The sequence below is a fragment of the Flagellatimonas centrodinii genome (assembly GCF_016918765.2).
Taxonomy (GTDB): Bacteria; Pseudomonadota; Gammaproteobacteria; order Nevskiales; family Nevskiaceae; genus Polycyclovorans; species Polycyclovorans centrodinii.
Map to the genome: position 1 here is coordinate 1,758,854 of NZ_CP092104.1, position 14,162 is coordinate 1,773,015.

Below are 14,162 nucleotides of genomic sequence, written 5' to 3' on the forward strand. Positions count from 1 at the left end.
CTCCGGTGGGTGGATTGGGGCGAGCCTTCGGGCTCGCCCTTTTTTGTGGGTGGGTTACACTCCGCCAGACTTCTGCGGAGACCCTTCATGAAAATGCTGATCGCCATCATCAAGCCGTTCAAACTCGATGCGGTGCGCGAAGCGCTCGCGGACATCGGGGTGCAGGGCATGACGGTGACCGAGGTCCGCGGCTTCGGACGCCAGAAGGGCCATACCGAGCTCTATCGCGGCGCCGAGTACGTGGTCGACCTGCTGCCCAAGATCAAGCTCGAAATCGTGTTGGGGCCGGACATGGTCGACCGTGCGGTGGAGGCCATCAGCAAGGCCGCCAAGACCGGCCAGATCGGTGACGGCAAGATTTTCGTCCACGACCTCGAACAGACCGTGCGGATCCGTACCGGCGAATCGGGGCTGGAAGCGGTCTGACCGCCCCGCTCAGGCGGCGGAATCGTTTGGCGGATGGTTGTGGCGTCCGTCACACCAGGGTGGCGTTCCGGTGCGCCCACACTCACATAGCCAGACCGTGCCACTTCGCGGCGTGACGGTAAACCGCCGCTGTTGCCGACAGCTGTTGCCGGCATCCCGACCGTCACACAGCGCGCCGGCGCCGGAGCGACCACAGCCACACCACAGATAATCGCCGGGCACCAGGGTGCGTGGTCGTGGCCCGACTGTCACGGAAGACCTGTCGGTGGAGGCGTCGTCAATTGCGCTCCGAGAAGGCTCCAGTAGTCGCCAGGGGCATAGAGCGTCAGGTTGTCGAGACGCACCGGGTTGATCGGCATCAGCGTGATCGACAGCGCGTCCGGCTCGCGAATGAACCCGCGCAGGGCTGCTGCGTCCTCGGGTTGCCAGGCCCAGGCCTGTTCGCGGGCGGTGCCGTCGAGTTTGCGCAGCATCTCCAGCTCCCATCGACGCAGCGGCGCCTGCTGGCGCAGGGCCAGCGTCTGTTTCACGTCCCGCAACAACCCGTGGTCGCGCCAGGTCAGGGCCAGCTGTTGCAGGGTGGTGCCGTCCATGACCGGCGCCGGGAACCGGGGTCCGGCGATCAGCTCCACCGCCATGTCGAGGCGACCCGCGCCCGGGCTCTGCAAGTCGCCATCCAGCACGAACTGCCGACGATCCGGTTGCCACTGCAGTTGGGCCGTGAGCGTGCCGGTGAAGCGGTCGTGGCCGCTGTCCGCGAGGAGCGCGTAGTGCGGATGTTCACGCGGGACCGTGGCCGACAGACCGCGCAGCTGGAGCTGCAGCTCGACCGGCCCGGTGTCTGCGCCCGGCAACGGCAGCAGCATCAGCTCCTCGGCCTCGAGCCGGAATCCGACCGGCAGTGCAAGCCGTGTTCGCCAGGCGCCAACCGGTTCCAGTGTGACGCCGCGCAACCGGACGCCGCCCGGCGGCCAGGCGATGAGCTGGTCATAGCGCAGCAGCAGATGGGGACGCAGTTCAGTGATCAGCGTCGCCACCGAGGTGCGAGCGCGCTGCTGCAGCCAGCCGGCGGACAGGGCGGCAGCAGCCAGTAACAGCAGCAGAAAGGTGAGGCCACGGGTCATGCGCATACCGCATTCTAGCGACCCCCGGCCGGCGCACGCGCAGGCGCGGCCGGCGTGAGGATGGCGATCACCGGTGCGCCGGTCCTGGCGCCGAGGCGGCGATCATGGTTTGGTTTCACGGCCGGTGCGACTATGCTGTGGCAAACCGCAACCCCGAACCCCAATGCACAAACTCCAGCCCCTGTTGTGGCTTGCACTGGCGGTGCCGATGCTGGCGCTGGCGGAGACCTCCGTCTATCGCTGGGTCGACGCCCAGGGTCGCGTGCATTTTGGTGATCCCGCGAGTGCACCGAGCGCAGCCGAGCGGGTCAATCCGCCGCCGGTCACCACCACCGCGGCGGTGCCGAAGGACGCAACCCCCGAAGCCGAGCGCCAAGCTGATGGGGGTGAGTGCGCGCGCGCCAGGACCCGGCTGACCACCTATCTGGCTGCCGAACGGGTGATCGAAACCGATGCCCTGGGCCAGCAACGCGAATATTCCGGCGATCAGCGCGAGCAGTTGATCGCACGTGCCGAGCTGGAAGCCAATCAGGCCTGCAACGGCATTCCTGCGGCCGATGAGGGACCGGAATGACCGCAGCGACGGCCGCCCGCCGAGGTGCCGGGCTGATTCTGCTGCTGATGAGCGCGCTGCCGGGCCCGGTTCCGGCCGCCGGCAGTGTCTACAAATGGGTCGATGGCAACGGCAGGGTTCACTACGACGATCAGTCGCTGGTGCGCGGCACCCGTCTGACCCGGGAGTGGATCGACGCCCGCAAGGTGGCCGCGGACCCCGGCTACAGCGGGCCGGTTCCCGCGGCGTGGGTGGCGCTGTTCGCCCGCGATTGCGAGCGTGCGCAGGCACGCCAGCAGACGCTGCTGGGCGCCGTCGAGCTGTTTGGCATTACGCCGCAGGGCGAGGAGTACCCCTATACCGACCAGCAACTGCGGCTGATGCGCATCGAGACCGATGCGGAAGTCCGCCGGCTGTGCGCGCCGGATGCCGCCCGACGCGCCTTTGACGCCGCGCAGCGTGCGGCGCAGGAAGCCCCATGAGCGACACAGGATTGAGTGGCCAGCAAGTGGTGGTGACCCGCCCCCCGGCACAGGCTGCTGCGCTGGCGCAGCGGCTGCGCGATGCGGGCGCTGGCGTGCGGTTGCTGCCGCTGGTGGACATCGAGCATCCGCTGACCGCCGACGACTGCCTGGCGGCGCTGGAGGCACTGGCGCATGCCGACCTGTGGATTTTCACCAGCATCAACGCCGTGGTGGCCCTTGGCGGCCGAACGCCGGCGCGGGTGGCACCCCGTATCGCCGCCATCGGCCCCGCCACCGCGGCCCGTCTTGCCGAGCTCGGCCTGCGCGCCTGGGTCCCGGCCGCCGGCAGCCGTAGCGAGGATCTGCTGGCCGATCCGCAGCTGGGCGAAGTCGCCGGCACCACCATTGTCATTGCGGGCGGCGAAGGCGGCCGCGGTCTGCTCGCCGAAACCCTGCAGGCGCGCGGCGCCACAGTACATCCCCTGAGTGTCTACCGCCGGCTGCCCTTGCAGCCGGACGCCGAAACACTGGCGGCGGCCCTGACCGGCGCCACCGCGATCCATTTCACCAGCGCCAGCGCGATGGACCAGTTCCAGGCGCTGCAGCCCGAGGCGGCCTACGAGCCGGACTGGGTGGTGATCAGCCCCCGGCTGGCCCGCCATGCCCGTACACTCGGGTACCCGCGCGAGCCGGTGCTGACGGCCGGCCCCGGTGACGAGGATCTCGTTGCCGCGCTGCGCGCCCTGAACCACACTGCCGATGCCATGACCGACCCAGCGTCCGACGCCGAAGCTGCCCCCCCACCCGATGCGCCTGCTGCTGCCACGCCCGCAGCGACGTCGGCGAAGCCCGCCGCCGGCCGCCGACGTGGTGGCCTGGGGTGGGCAGCGCTGGCCTTGTTGTTGCTGGCGCTGTTGCTGGTGGCCGGCGGCTGGGGCTACCAGCGTCTGCAGCAGCAACAGGCCCGGGTCGAGGCGTTGCGGGTCGATCTCGCGGCGGCCCGCGACCGGCTGGAGGCGGTGGCCGACGATCAGGCCGATCTGGCCCGCAGTAGCCGCCGCGGTGCGGAGCAGTTGGCGCTTTTTGATGAGCGGCTGGGGCGCTATGACGAGACCCTGGGCGCCCTGCACGAGCAGGTGTCCGGCGGCCAGGAGCGAGCGCAACTGGCGGCCATTGAGCACTTGCTGCTGATCGCCAACGACCGTCTGAAGCTGGCGCACGACGTACCGTCGGCCGAGACCGCGCTGGCGCTGGCCGATGCGCGACTGGCGCGGCTGTCGGACCCGCGCCTGTTCGGCGTGCGGGAGGCGATCGCGGCCGAGCGCGCGGCGCTGGCTGCGTTGCCGGTGCCGGATCGTGCCGGTATCGCCCTGCAACTGGCGGGCTGGATCCAGCAGGTGCCGTCCCTGCCGTTGAAAGCGCGGGTACCGAGCGCCTTCGAGCCAACACCGCCTGCGGCCGAGGCTCAGCCGCCGGTCGCGGCGGATGCCCCGTGGTACCAGCGCAGCTGGGGTCGCCTTCAGGCCATTGCCGGCCAGCTTTTCGTGGTACGCAAGGACCCGGGCCAGGCGGCGCGGCTGCTGCCGGTGGAGGAAGAAGCCCTGATCTACGGCCTGCTGCGGTTGCAGCTGGAGAATGCCCGCGGTGCCTTCCTGCAGGGCGACGGCGAGAGCTTCGCCGCCCTGTTGTCGGCCGCGCGCGGTTGGCTGGCACAGTACTTCGCGCTGGATCAACCGGCGGTGCGGGCGCTCGACGCCGGCCTCCGCGACCTGCAAGACGTCCCGCTGTCGGTGTCGCCGCCGGATATCGCCGGCAGCCTGCAGCGCCTGCGCGCCCAGCTGGAGCCGGCACCGCGATGATCGTGCTTCTGCTGCTGGCGCTGCTGGCACTCACCCTCGGCGGTGCAGCCGCGTACACCTTCCGCAGTGAGAGCGGCTATGTGCTGTTCGCCTGGCAGGACTGGACAGTCGAGACCTCGCTGCCGGGATTCGTCCTGCTGGTGCTGGTGTCGGTGGTCGGCCTGTATCTCGGGTGGCGGCTGTTGTCGGGCGCGGTCGGCCTGCCCGGGCGGATGCAGGCCTACCTTGCCCACCGTCGCCGCCAGCGGGCTCAGGACACGCTGATTGCCGGCCTGCGGCACCTCGCAGCCGGTGACTTTCGCCGTGCCGAAATCGAACTGCTGCGACGCGTCGCGGACCATCCGGCGGCCGACATCAACTACCTGGCTGCCGCGCAGGCCGCACACCAGCTGCGGGCGGGTGAGCGCCGCGACCACTATCTGGCGCTGGCCGCCCAGGCACAGGGGCCGGACAGCCCCGCCGTGCTGTCGGTGCAGGCCAGCCTGCAGCGCGCTGCGGGTCAGGGGCAGGCGGCGCTGGAAACGGCGCGCCATTTCCACCAACGCCATCCGCGCCATCCGCATGCCGTGCGGCTCTATGCACGTGCGCTGGCGGCTGCCGGCGAGTCGTCGGTGCTGCTGAACCTGCTGCAGTCGCAGGGGGAAGCGGTGCCGGAGGCTCAGCGCCAGGCCTGGCAGGCGCAGGCACTGGGAACGCTACTGCGGGTGGCGGCCGGTGCCGGACAACTGGACCAGCTCAAGGCGACCTGGGCGTCGGCCGGCGCGTCGGTACAAGCGTTGCCGGCGGCGCAGCGGGCCTATGCCGAGGGCCTGGTGCAACTGGGCGCCGAAGCCGATGCGGCGGCGGTGATCGGTCGCGCCCTCAAGCACGGGTGGGACGAACCTCTGGTGCGTCTGTTCGGCGGGCTCGACTCGCTGGACCCGGTGAGCCAGCTGGCAACGCTCGAGCAATGGCTGCAGCAGCATGGCGAGCAGACCGCCTTGCTGCTGGCCTGCGGTCGCGCCTGCATGCGCAACCATCTGTGGGGCAAGGCCAGCAGCTACCTGGAGGCAGCGTTGCGGCTGCACCCGGTTCCTGCGGTCTACCTGCTGTTGGCGCAACTGGCCGAGCGCACCCAACGGCCCGAGGACGCACAGCGACATTATCGTGAAGGTCTGACCCGGGCCGCCAACATGCGCACTGGCGACTGATACCGACAACGGGCCGCCGGGCGTGCGCGGTACAATCCCGCGCTTTGGACCTCCCGCCCGCGCGATGAAAGCCCACCTCACCGATTTGCTCTCCACCGCCCTGCGCGTGGTCCTGGCCGACGCGGCCGCAGACGTCACGCCCGAGCTGCAGCTGGACGCCACTCGCGATGCCCGCTTCGGCGACTTCCAGACCAATCTGGCCCTGCAGTTGGCGAAGCCGCTGCGTCAGTCGCCGCGGCAGGTCGCCGAGCGGTTGGTGGCGGCACTGCCGGCATCGCCCCAGGTCGCCCGGGTCGAGGTGGCAGGCCCCGGATTCATCAACTTCTTTCTGGCGGATACGGCATTTCAGTCGATCGTCGCCGAAGTACTGGCGGCCGGCGCTGACTTCGGGGTCGATCGCAGCGGCAACCGCGGGCGGATCATGGTGGAGTTCGTGTCGGCCAACCCGACCGGCCCGATGCATGTCGGCCATGGACGGGGTGCCGCCTATGGCGATTCGGTCTGCAACCTGCTGGAAGCCGCCGGTTGGACGGTGCTTCGCGAGTACTACATCAACGATGCCGGACGCCAGACCGATGTGCTGGCGGTCAGTGTCTGGTTGCGCTACCTGCAACGCTGTGGCGTGGCAGTCGATTTCCCGCGGCGGGGCTATCCGGCCGACTACATCCGCACCACCGCGGACCGCTTGTTCGCCGAGGTCGGCGACCAGGCCTGGCGCTGCGACGGCATGGATGCCCTGCCACCCGAGCCCGAGGCCGCCGACGATGCCGACGATGCCGAGAAGGGCCGCATCAAGCTGGCGCAGGAGGCCCATCTCGATCGCTGGATTGCGCTTGCCCGCACCGGGCTCGGCGCGGACTACGACCGCATCAAGCAGGCCGCGCTCAGTGATCAGCTGGCGACCATCCGAGCCACCCTCGAGGCCTTTTCGGTGCGCTACGACCACTGGACCAGCGAGGCCGAGCTGGTGGCACGCGGTGCCGTGCAGACCGCGCTGACGCGGCTGGCGGATCAAGGCCTGACCTACGAGCGCGACGGCGCCCTGTGGATGAAGACCGAGGCCTTCGGCGACGAGAAGGACCGGGTGCTGGTGAAGGCCGATGGCGCCGCCACCTACTACTGCAACGATCTCGCCTATCACGTCGACAAGCTCGACCGCGGCTGGCCGCTGCTGATGGATGTGTGGGGTGCCGACCACCACGGCTATATCGCGCGGGTGCAGGCCGCCATCGAGGCATTGACCGGCCGTCGGGACGCGCTCAATGTGCAGTTGATCCAGTTCGTCACGTTGTCGTCCGGCCGCATGGGCAAGCGCAGCGGCAATTTCGTCACCCTGCAGGACCTGATCGATGAGGTGGGTGCCGATGCCACCCGGTTCTTCTATCTGATGCGCTCGCAGGAGCAGCACCTCGAGTTCGACCTGGATCTGGCGCGGTCGCGCAGTAACGACAATCCGGTCTACTACGTGCAGTACGCCCACGCGCGGCTGTGCAGCGTGTTCCGGCAGCTGGCCGAGCAGGGCGGCTGCTACCGGCGCGAAGACGGCTTGCAAGCGCTGGCGCGGCTCGATACCGAGCATGAGAAGCGCCTGCTGACCGCGCTGGCCCGCTACCCGGAGGTGGTGCAGTCGGCGGCGGCCGACCATGCGCCGCATCGGATGGCGTTCTATCTCAAGGACGAACTGGCCGAGGCCTTCCACAGCTATTACAACGCCCACAAGTTTCTAGTGGAGGATGCGCCGCTGCAGGCCGCCCGCCTCGCCCTCTGCGAGGCCACCCGCAGCGTGCTCGCCAGCGGACTTTCATTGCTGGGCGTTCACGCCCCGGAGCAGATGTAGATGGCACGCGATTACGCCCCCCGTTCCGCCCCCCGCCGGCCGCCGGTCCGCAAGAAATCGGGTGGCGGTGTGCCCGGCTGGATCTGGGGCCTGTTGGGGCTCTCGGTGGGGCTGGCGGTGGCGGCGATGGTCTACATCAAGCGGCCGCCCGAACCGATGCCGAATCGCCGTGAGTCGCCTGCGCCAAGCGCAACGGTGAAACCTTCGGTGACGCCCGACAAGCCCGCGCCGCGGGCCTTCACCTTTTATGAGCTGCTCCCCAACCAGGAAGTGGTGGTGCCCGATGGCGCCGTACCGGAATCTCAGGCCCCGGCGGCACCGGCGCAGTACCTGATCCAGGTGGCGTCTTATCGCAACCCGCAGGACGCCGACCGCCAGAAGGCCTCATTGGCGTTGCTGGGGCTGGAGGCACGCGTGGAGACCGTCACCATCGACGGCCGGGAAACCTACTACCGGGTGCGGCTGGGTCCGGTGACCGGGCTGGACGCCGCACAGCAGATGGTGTCGCAGCTCGACCAGAACGGGATCGAGTCGCTGGTGGTGAAGGTCCGCTGAACCCGTGACTCAGAAGTTGAGCCGCACGCCCAGGCGCCACTCGCCGATCTCATAGCGCAGGTTGCGGCCGTCTTCGTCGTCCCGCGGCTGCTGGTAGCGTAATTCCGAGAACAGTTGCACCGCGGTGGACAATGGGACCTCGCCGCGCACGGTGGCCTGGAGGCCCTGGCCGGGGTGCAGGGCGTCGTCGTCGTCGATCAGGTCGAGGTCGACATAGCCCACTTCCGCAGACGCCAGCAGCCAGTCGCTGAGGGCGCCGGCCAGTCCGGCATGCAGCCCCGCACCAAGCGTGCTGGCGTCGCTGCTGCTGCTGCCGAGGCTGGCGCCAGCTTCGGTGTGGATCAGCTCGAAGCGGGTATAGAAGGCGGTGGCATTGACCACCCCGATGCCGAGCCGGGCCTGCTCCAGGTTGCCGTCGTTGCGGTCACCTTTCAGCCGCGACCACTCGGCGGCGTAGAACAGCGGACCGCGTCCCGGCCACAGCACCACGCGGGCGCCGAAACCATCGGGGTCGTCGGATTCAGATTCGACGCCAGTGGCACGGTTGTCGGCCTTGACCTCGGCCACCGGGGTGGCGAACAGGTCGACGCTCCAGTCCAATGCATGGGCAGGCAGCGTGACGGCCAGGGCCAGGCTAGGCAGCAGGCGGGGGCACAGGGTCGGCATCAGGAAGCTCCTCAAGCGGGTCATCTGGGCCGGCAGGCGGCCAGTCCAGCGCCGCAGTGTCCAGCCCGAAGGTGTCGTGCAACAGCGTATACAGGTCGGCATGATGCTGCCGCAAGGCGGCGCCTTGCTGGAAATAGGCCTCCATCACCACGCCGAAGAACTCTTCCGGGGATTCGGCGCCATAGGGGTCGAGCACACGCGGACGCCGATGGCGCCGAAGCCGGTCGAATTCGGTCTGCATCACCGCGGCCCAGCGGGCCCGGTCGCGCCACGGCGGGGCGCCGCTGGCATCGGTGGATTCATCGTCAAGCTGGTGGGCAAACTCGTGCACCACCACGTTGACCGGGTCGCCCGCCAGTGCCGCCTCGACGTCGGCCCACGACAGGATCACCCGCTCCGCATCCCAGCTTTCGCCGATGTGCTCGACCGGTTGGTCGGACACCAGGCCGTATTCATCGGGGTCGGTCTGCGGGACCAGGAACGGTTCGGGGTAGACCAGCACGTTTTTCAGGCGGGGATAGGGCGGGGCCGCGCCGGGCAGGTACAGCAGGCAGGCATAGCCCGCGACCGTCAGGCGCACCTGTGCGTCGACCCAGAAGCCGTTGCAGCCGATGAAACGCACACGATTCCAGAAGGCTTCCACCAAGGCGTGCCAGTGGGCGCGCTGCGCATCGTCCAGCAGGGCGGCGTGGGGCAGCGCGTCGAGTCGCTGGCGCCAGTTGTCCGGCTTTGGCGGTGGCCCGTCGGGGCCGAGACTGCGCCGCAGCGCGAACAGCGGCCCGAGGATCAGCGCCATTGCCGCCAGCGCAATCCACAGCCCGTACTCGCTGACGTCGCCGTTCATGCCGGGTCGAGCCGGGCGTAGGCCAGCATCAGCCACTTCTGGCCGGCCTGGCGGAAACGGACCTCGACCCGCGCGCCGGCGCCGGTGCCATCAAAGTTGAGCACGGTGCCCTCCCCGAACTTGCTGTGGCGAACGCGCATGCCGACCGCCAGTCCGTGGTCGGGCGGGGGTGCCACCGCGGCGCCGTTGCCGCGCAACAGGTCCGGGCGCGGCCCGCTGCCCCCGGTGGGGCGCAGCAGGCCGGCGCGTGGTCGCGTCTCCACCAGGCAGTCCGCCGGCAGTTCGCGAATGAACTGCGAGGGGGGGCTGGTCTGCGGAATGCCGTGGATGCGCCGGGCCTCCGCATGGGTGAGATACAACTGCTGGCGGGCGCGGGTAATGCCGACGTAGCAGAGCCGACGTTCCTCTTCGAGATTACCCTCGTCCACCGTGCGCTGGCTGGGAAACAGGCCCTGCTCGACCCCCACCAGAAACACCACCGGGAACTCCAGGCCCTTGGCGGCGTGCAGGGTCATCAGTTGCACGCAGTCCTCGCCGGGGCCGGACTGGCCTTCGCCGGCTTCCAGCGCGGCGTGCGTCAGGAACGCGGTGAGCGGGTCGATGTCGGCACTGTCTTCGGGGTCGGGCTCGAAACTGCGAGTGGCGTTGATCAGCTCGTCGAGGTTCTCCAGACGGGCCTCGGCCACCTCGCCTTTTTCCTTTTCGTAGTGGGCGCGCAGCCCGGAACGCTCCAGTACGCGTTCGGTGACGTCGCCCAGCGGCAGGTCACGGGTGTCGCGGGTCAGCAGGTCGACGGTACTGACGAACTCCTGCATGGCTTTGGCGGTGCGGCCCAATGAGGCGGGTGTCGCCTCGCTGGCCGCTTGCCACAGTGAGATTGACTGCGCCTGCGCAACCTCGCGCAGTCGTGCCAGCGAGGTGGCGCCGATGCCGCGCGGCGGGGTGCCGACACAGCGTTCAAAGCTGCCATCGTCTTTGCGGTTGTGCAGCAGCCTCAGCCAGGCCATCGCATCACGGATCTCGGCGCGCTCGAAAAAGCGCAGTCCGCCATAGATGCGGTAGGGCAGGCGGGCACGGATCAGCATTTCCTCGATCACCCGCGACTGGGCGCTGGTGCGGTAGAGGATGGCGAGGTCGCTGTAGCGGCAGCGACCGTCGAGGTGGTCGCGAATGCGGTTGACCACGAACTCCGCCTCGTCGTACTCGTTGAAGGCGGCATACAACTGGATGGGCGGGCCCTCGTTGCCGTCGGTCCACAGCTCCTTGCCGAGCCGGCCGAGGTTGCGGGCGATCAGCCCGTTGGCGGCACGCAGGATGGTGCCGGTGGAGCGGTAGTTCTGCTCCAGCCGGATGACTTCACAGCCGGGGAAATCGGTGGTCAGGCGCATCATGTGCTCGACCCGGGCGCCGCGCCAGCTGTAGATCGACTGATCGTCGTCACCGACCGCGAACACCACGCCGTGGGTCCCGGCGAGCAGCCGCAGCCAGTTGTACTGCAGGCTGTTGGTGTCCTGGAACTCGTCGACCAGCACATGGCGGAAGCGGCTGCGGTAGTGGGCCTGGATGTCGGGCACGTCCCGACAGAGCTCGAAAGCGCGCAGCAGGAGCTCGGCAAAATCCACCAGCCCGGCCTGTTCGCACTGGCTCTGGTAGGCCTCGTAGACGCGCAGGTAGGTGCGTTGCACGAAGTCGCCGGTGTCGGCGAGATCGCGCGGTCGCAGCCCCTCTTCCTTGCGGCCGTTGATCCAGCCGGTGACGGTGCGCGGCGGCCAGCGGTCCTCCGGCAGGTCCAGCTGTCGGAGCAGGCGCTTCACCATGCGCTGCTGGTCGTCGGCATCAAGAATCTGAAAATTCTGCGGCAGCCGGGCGTCCTTCCAGTGAAGCCGCAACATGCGGTGGGCGATGCCGTGGAACGTGCCCACCCACATTGCCCGCACCGGTACCCGGATCAGCTGTTCGATGCGTCCGCGCATCTCCGCCGCCGCCTTGTTGGTGAAGGTGACGGCAAGGATCGACTGTGGCGACACGCCCTCGATCGCCACCAGCCAGGCCACCCGATGGGTGAGGACCCGGGTTTTGCCGGAGCCGGCGCCGGCCAGCACCAACCGGTGGGCCGGCGGTGCGGCAACCGCCTGGGCCTGGGCGTCATTGAGGTCGGCGGTGAGCTGCTGGCGGGCGTCGGTCAGGTCCATGCGGGGGATTCTACCGGTCGCCACTAGGCCGCCCGGTTGCGCCGCACCCGCAGGTTGACGATTTCCACCAGCGTCGAGAACGCCATGGCGAAATAGATGTAGCCCTTGGGCACATGCATGTCGAGTCCTTCGCCGATCAGCGCCATGCCGATCAGCATCAGGAATGACAGCGCCAGCACCTTGATGGTGGGATGGTGTTCGACGAAACGCGAGACCGGTCCGGCGAACAGGATCATCACCGCCACGGCGGCGAGGATGGCTGCCACCATCACGCCGAGCTGATCGGTCATGCCGACGGCAGTGATCACCGAATCGAGCGAGAACACGATGTCGAGCACCATGATCTGCACGATCACCGACAGGAAGTTGGCGGCCACCGCGCGGGTGCCGACACCCTCGTTCAGGTGTTGTCCCTGCTCCTGCACTTGGTGATGGATCTCCATCGTGGCTTTCGTCAGCAGGAACAGGCCGCCGCCGAGTAGGACGATGTCCCGGCCGGAAATGGCCTCGCCAAAGATCGTGAACAGCGGTGACGTCAGGCGGGTAATCCAGGCGAGTGAGAACAGCAGGCCGATGCGGGTCAGCGCGGCGCCGGCGAGACCGATCTGGCGGGCGCGAGCGCGCTGCGCTTCCGGCAATTTGTTGGCCATGATCGACAGGAAGATGACGTTGTCGATGCCGAGCACGATTTCCAGTGCGGCCAGGGTCAGGAAGGCGAACCAGATGTTGGGATCGAGCAGGATGTCCATGGGCGTCAGGGTGTCAGCTGGGGGGCGTGGCGGAGCACTTCGCCGCGGAACCAGCTTAAGGCACGTCCGTTTTCGCCGCTGCGCCAGGCCAGATTGAGCTGCGCCGGCGGGCGCGGTGTCTCGACCTCGCGGGTCACCAGCGTCCCGGCCTCGACACTCGGCTGCGCCAGGAATGCAGGGAGAAAGCCGACCCCCAAGCCTGACACCTGCGCCGCCAGTTTGGCGGCAACACCGGGGACCACCAGCACCGGCTGGCCGGCCTGGAAGCCGCCGCTGCGGGCGGGCAGACGCCGTGAGGAATCTGCCGCCACCACCGCCCGATAGCGGGCAATCTGCGACACCGGCAGGGGCTCCGGCAGCGAGGCCAGCGGGTGGTCGGGTGTCATCGCGAAGACGAACGGCACCTCCAGCAGCTGCCGCGAGCCGAAGCCGTAGCCGGCCGGCGGATCGCCGGCGGCGCCCACCACCAGGTCGGCGCGGTGATCGATCAGGGCGTCCCAGGTGCCGCCGAAGATTTCCTGGGTGAGCTGCAGTTGGGTGCCGCTGCGCAGCGCGTCGAAGCGGAGGATGAGCGGGAACAGGCGCTCCAGCGGCAGGATCTCGTCGACCGCGATCACCAGCCGGGTTTCCCAGCCCTGACCGCTGCGGCGGACCCGTTCCTCCAGGTTTTCCGCCTGCAGCAGCAGCTCCCGGCCCTGTTGCAGCAGCAGGTGCCCGGTGGCGGTGAGCACGGCGCGATGACCGCTGCGATCAAACAGGGTGACATCCAGTTGTTGCTCCAGCTTGCGCACGGTGTAGGTCACCGCCGACGGCACCCGGTGCAGCGCTGCAGCTGCGCGGGCGAAGCTGCCATGGGTTTCGATGGCATCCAGGGTGCGCAGGGCGTCGAGGTCCAATTTCATTCATTTATTTTGACTTAAATTGGCAAAACATTCCGATTTCATGAATGACTGCAGGGGTCTAGGCTTGCGGATGTCCTGTCTTTGGAGGCGCCCATGATGCAGTTCCGACCCGCCGCCAGTCGTGGCCATGCACAGCTGGACTGGCTCGACAGTTGGCACAGCTTTTCCTTCGGCCAGTATTACAACCCCGACGAGATGGGGTTCGGTGCCCTGCGGGTGATCAACGAGGACCGGGTCGACCCGGCCGCCGGCTTTCCGCCGCATTCGCACCAGGACATGGAAATTCTCACCTATGTGCTGGAGGGTGGGTTGCGCCACCGCGACTCCACGGGCGGCACCGGTGTCCTGCGGCCCGGCGAGATGCAGGTGATGAGCGCCGGCCGCGGCATCACTCACAGCGAGATGAACGATTCCCGCGTCGATCCGGTGCACTTTCTGCAGATCTGGGTGGTGCCGGGTCCGCGCGGCCTGACGCCCGGATACCGGCAACAGCCGCTGGATGCCTCCGCCGTGCGCGCTGGCTGGCAAAAGGTGGCAGCCCCCGCCGACGAGAACGCCCAGTTCGTGCTGCACCAGGATGCCCGGCTGTGGATCGGCTGGCCGGCTGCTGGCAGTGCCTGGCGGCAGCCGCTGGCGCCGGAACGGGCCTACTACCTGCACGTTGCCCGAGGTCGTGTGCAGGTCGGCACGCACACCCTTCAGAGCGGCGACGCGCTGGGCCTGAAGGGCGAGGCGCTGCTGGAAACCGTTGCCGGGACCGACAGCGAACTCCTGCTGTTCGATCTGGCCTGACTTCGCCCT

The 14,162-nt window shown here is 68.6% G+C and carries 15 protein-coding genes; 8 read left to right on the top strand and 7 right to left on the bottom strand.

The genetic code is table 11. From position 1 onward, the window contains the following. The first annotated feature begins 87 nt into the window (after positions 1 to 87). Positions 88 to 426: a P-II family nitrogen regulator gene (locus JN531_RS08245; protein ID WP_228348387.1), complete on the top strand. Its 339-nt coding sequence runs from the start codon at positions 88 to 90 to the stop codon at positions 424 to 426. A 9-nt stretch (positions 427 to 435) separates the two neighbouring features. Here JN531_RS08245 and JN531_RS17500 read toward each other — a convergent pair whose 3' ends face one another. Then, a complete protein-coding gene (locus JN531_RS17500; protein ID WP_436233290.1) occupies positions 436 to 678 on the bottom strand; it encodes a CDGSH iron-sulfur domain-containing protein in 243 nt (80 codons plus the stop codon). Further along, complete coding sequence (locus tag JN531_RS08250; protein ID WP_239795281.1) at positions 675 to 1,550, bottom strand: hypothetical protein; 876 nt, start codon at positions 1,548 to 1,550, stop codon at positions 675 to 677. Before JN531_RS08250 ends, JN531_RS17500 begins: the two co-directional genes overlap by 4 nt. A 163-nt stretch (positions 1,551 to 1,713) precedes the next feature. Between JN531_RS08250 and JN531_RS08255 the strand changes: the two genes are divergently transcribed. From JN531_RS08255 to JN531_RS08280, 6 genes are all read left to right on the top strand, one after another. Next, a complete protein-coding gene (locus JN531_RS08255; protein WP_228348389.1) occupies positions 1,714 to 2,124 on the top strand; it encodes a DUF4124 domain-containing protein in 411 nt (136 codons plus the stop codon). Next, entirely contained in the window at positions 2,121 to 2,585 is a 465-nt protein-coding gene (locus JN531_RS08260) for a DUF4124 domain-containing protein (RefSeq protein ID WP_228348390.1), read from the top strand. Before JN531_RS08255 ends, JN531_RS08260 begins: the two co-directional genes overlap by 4 nt. Beyond that, positions 2,582 to 4,426 carry a uroporphyrinogen-III C-methyltransferase gene (locus tag JN531_RS08265; RefSeq protein ID WP_228348391.1) on the top strand — a complete coding sequence of 615 codons (1,845 nt, stop codon included), beginning with the start codon at positions 2,582 to 2,584 and terminating at the stop codon, positions 4,424 to 4,426. The genes JN531_RS08260 and JN531_RS08265 overlap by 4 nt, the downstream gene beginning before the upstream one ends. After that, positions 4,423 to 5,616: a heme biosynthesis HemY N-terminal domain-containing protein gene (locus tag JN531_RS08270; protein ID WP_228348392.1), complete on the top strand. Its 1,194-nt coding sequence runs from the start codon at positions 4,423 to 4,425 to the stop codon at positions 5,614 to 5,616. The genes JN531_RS08265 and JN531_RS08270 overlap by 4 nt, the downstream gene beginning before the upstream one ends. A gap of 64 nt (positions 5,617 to 5,680) precedes the next feature. Beyond that, complete coding sequence (locus JN531_RS08275; protein ID WP_228348393.1) at positions 5,681 to 7,453, top strand: arginine--tRNA ligase; 1,773 nt, start codon at positions 5,681 to 5,683, stop codon at positions 7,451 to 7,453. After that, positions 7,454 to 8,008 (top strand): SPOR domain-containing protein, encoded by a 555-nt coding sequence (locus JN531_RS08280; protein WP_228348394.1) that lies wholly within the window; start codon positions 7,454 to 7,456, stop codon positions 8,006 to 8,008. 9 nt (positions 8,009 to 8,017) lie between these two features. On the opposite strand, the gene JN531_RS08285 is transcribed toward JN531_RS08280, so the two are convergent. From JN531_RS08285 to JN531_RS08305, 5 genes are read right to left on the bottom strand one after another with little or no spacing between them, the layout of a single operon-like run. Then, positions 8,018 to 8,674, bottom strand: coding sequence for a hypothetical protein (locus tag JN531_RS08285; RefSeq protein WP_228348395.1), 657 nt, complete (start codon positions 8,672 to 8,674; stop codon positions 8,018 to 8,020). Further along, complete coding sequence (locus tag JN531_RS08290) at positions 8,643 to 9,518, bottom strand: M90 family metallopeptidase (RefSeq protein WP_228348396.1); 876 nt, start codon at positions 9,516 to 9,518, stop codon at positions 8,643 to 8,645. Before JN531_RS08290 ends, JN531_RS08285 begins: the two co-directional genes overlap by 32 nt. After that, complete coding sequence (uvrD, locus tag JN531_RS08295; protein ID WP_228348397.1) at positions 9,515 to 11,710, bottom strand: DNA helicase II; 2,196 nt, start codon at positions 11,708 to 11,710, stop codon at positions 9,515 to 9,517. The genes JN531_RS08290 and uvrD overlap by 4 nt, the downstream gene beginning before the upstream one ends. 23 nt (positions 11,711 to 11,733) lie before the next feature. Continuing rightward, positions 11,734 to 12,459 carry a TerC family protein gene (locus tag JN531_RS08300; protein ID WP_228348398.1) on the bottom strand — a complete coding sequence of 242 codons (726 nt, stop codon included), beginning with the start codon at positions 12,457 to 12,459 and terminating at the stop codon, positions 11,734 to 11,736. Between the two features lie 5 nt (positions 12,460 to 12,464). Continuing rightward, complete coding sequence (locus JN531_RS08305; RefSeq protein WP_228348399.1) at positions 12,465 to 13,361, bottom strand: LysR family transcriptional regulator; 897 nt, start codon at positions 13,359 to 13,361, stop codon at positions 12,465 to 12,467. Between the two features lie 93 nt (positions 13,362 to 13,454). Between JN531_RS08305 and JN531_RS08310 the strand changes: the two genes are divergently transcribed. Next, on the top strand, positions 13,455 to 14,153 hold the full coding sequence (locus JN531_RS08310; protein WP_228348400.1) for a pirin family protein: 699 nt from the start codon (positions 13,455 to 13,457) through the stop codon (positions 14,151 to 14,153). The last annotated feature ends 9 nt before the right edge of the window (positions 14,154 to 14,162 follow it).

Excerpts from the sequence above, each read along its gene's own strand:
- uvrD (WP_228348397.1), bottom strand. The coding sequence starts at position 11,710 with ATGGACCTGACCGACGCCCGCCAGCAGCTCACCGCCGACCTCAATGAC.
- JN531_RS08280 (WP_228348394.1), top strand. The coding sequence starts at position 7,454 with ATGGCACGCGATTACGCCCCCCGTTCCGCCCCCCGCCGGCCGCCGGTC.
- JN531_RS08265 (WP_228348391.1), top strand. The coding sequence starts at position 2,582 with ATGAGCGACACAGGATTGAGTGGCCAGCAAGTGGTGGTGACCCGCCCC.
- JN531_RS08310 (WP_228348400.1), top strand. The coding sequence starts at position 13,455 with ATGATGCAGTTCCGACCCGCCGCCAGTCGTGGCCATGCACAGCTGGAC.
- JN531_RS08245 (WP_228348387.1), top strand. The coding sequence starts at position 88 with ATGAAAATGCTGATCGCCATCATCAAGCCGTTCAAACTCGATGCGGTG.
- JN531_RS08275 (WP_228348393.1), top strand. The coding sequence starts at position 5,681 with ATGAAAGCCCACCTCACCGATTTGCTCTCCACCGCCCTGCGCGTGGTC.
- JN531_RS08290 (WP_228348396.1), bottom strand. The coding sequence starts at position 9,518 with ATGAACGGCGACGTCAGCGAGTACGGGCTGTGGATTGCGCTGGCGGCA.
- JN531_RS08260 (WP_228348390.1), top strand. The coding sequence starts at position 2,121 with ATGACCGCAGCGACGGCCGCCCGCCGAGGTGCCGGGCTGATTCTGCTG.
- JN531_RS08250 (WP_239795281.1), bottom strand. The coding sequence starts at position 1,550 with ATGACCCGTGGCCTCACCTTTCTGCTGCTGTTACTGGCTGCTGCCGCC.
- JN531_RS08270 (WP_228348392.1), top strand. The coding sequence starts at position 4,423 with ATGATCGTGCTTCTGCTGCTGGCGCTGCTGGCACTCACCCTCGGCGGT.
- JN531_RS08285 (WP_228348395.1), bottom strand. The coding sequence starts at position 8,674 with ATGCCGACCCTGTGCCCCCGCCTGCTGCCTAGCCTGGCCCTGGCCGTC.
- JN531_RS08300 (WP_228348398.1), bottom strand. The coding sequence starts at position 12,459 with ATGGACATCCTGCTCGATCCCAACATCTGGTTCGCCTTCCTGACCCTG.
- JN531_RS08255 (WP_228348389.1), top strand. The coding sequence starts at position 1,714 with ATGCACAAACTCCAGCCCCTGTTGTGGCTTGCACTGGCGGTGCCGATG.
- JN531_RS08305 (WP_228348399.1), bottom strand. The coding sequence starts at position 13,361 with ATGAAATTGGACCTCGACGCCCTGCGCACCCTGGATGCCATCGAAACC.